This window comes from Streptomyces oceani, assembly GCF_001751245.1.
GTDB lineage: Bacteria > Actinomycetota > Actinomycetes > Streptomycetales > Streptomycetaceae > Streptomyces > Streptomyces oceani.
Genome location: NZ_LJGU01000136.1, coordinates 66259 through 67343, shown reverse-complemented (window position 1 = coordinate 67343; position 1085 = coordinate 66259). Strand labels below are relative to the sequence as shown.

The window sequence follows — 1085 nt, the reverse complement described above, 5'->3', positions numbered from 1 at the left end:
GCGCGCGGCGCGCGGATCGCGGCGGGCGAGCGGCTGGGGCACTGACACCCCGGCCTCCCGGTCGCCGTCGATCAGTCCGGCCGGTCCGTACCACCCTTCCGCACGGCGTAGGCTCGCCCGTGCCCCCCGCCACAGACCCGGAGCACCTTCACCCGTGAGCACCCGGCCCCGCCGACCCCCCAAGCCGTACCGCCGACCGCGCAAGGACCCGGTCCGCATCCTCGCCTACGAGGCACTGCGCGCGGTCGACGAGCGCGACGCCTACGCCAACCTCGTCCTGCCGCCCCTGCTGCGTGACGCCCGGGAGCGGGGTGACCTGGACGACCGGGACGCGGCGCTGGCCACCGAACTGGTCTACGGCACGCTGCGCTGGCAGGGCACCTACGACGAGATCATCGCCGCGTGCACGGACCGTCCGCTGCGGGACATCGATCCGCCGGTGCTCGACGTGCTGGCGCTCGGCGCGCACCAGCTGCTCGGCACCCGCATCCCCAGTCACGCCGGGGTCAGCGCGAGTGTCGAGCTGGCCCGGGTGGTGCTCGGCGACGGCCGCGCCAAGTTCGTCAACGCGGTGCTGCGCCGGATCGCCGCCGAGGACCTGGCCGGTTGGCTGGACCGGGTCGCCCCGCCGTACGCCGAGGACGCCGAGGAGCACCTGGGCATTCGCTACGGCCATCCGCGCTGGGTCGTCTCCGCGCTGTGGGACGGGCTGGGCGGCGACCGTGCGGAGCTGGAGGAGCTGCTGGCCGCCGACAACGAACGCCCCGCCGTCACCCTCGTCGCCCGCCCCGGCCGGGCGACGGCCGCCGAACTGCTGGCGGCCGGAGCGGAACCGGGCCGTTGGTCCCCGTACGCCGCACGGCTCACCGCCGGCGGTGAGCCCGGTTCGGTGCCGGCCGTACGGGAGGGGCGGGCCGGTGTGCAGGACGAGGGCAGCCAACTGGTGGCGCTGGCCCTCGCGGACGCCCCGCTGGAGGGACCGGACCGGCACTGGTTGGACGGGTGCGCCGGCCCGGGCGGGAAGGCGGCGATGTTGGCGGGCCTCGCCGCCGGCCGGGGCGCCGCGCTGACCGCCGCCGAGAAGC

1 protein-coding gene is annotated in these 1085 nt (G+C 76.7%); it reads left to right on the top strand.

Annotation, left to right across the window (positions count from 1 at the left end; translation table 11 throughout):
• Positions 1-154 precede the first annotated feature (154 nt).
• Positions 155-1085, top strand: a 931-nt coding sequence (locus AN216_RS19440; protein ID WP_275522399.1) for a transcription antitermination factor NusB, incomplete at its 3' end; no start/stop codon positions are given.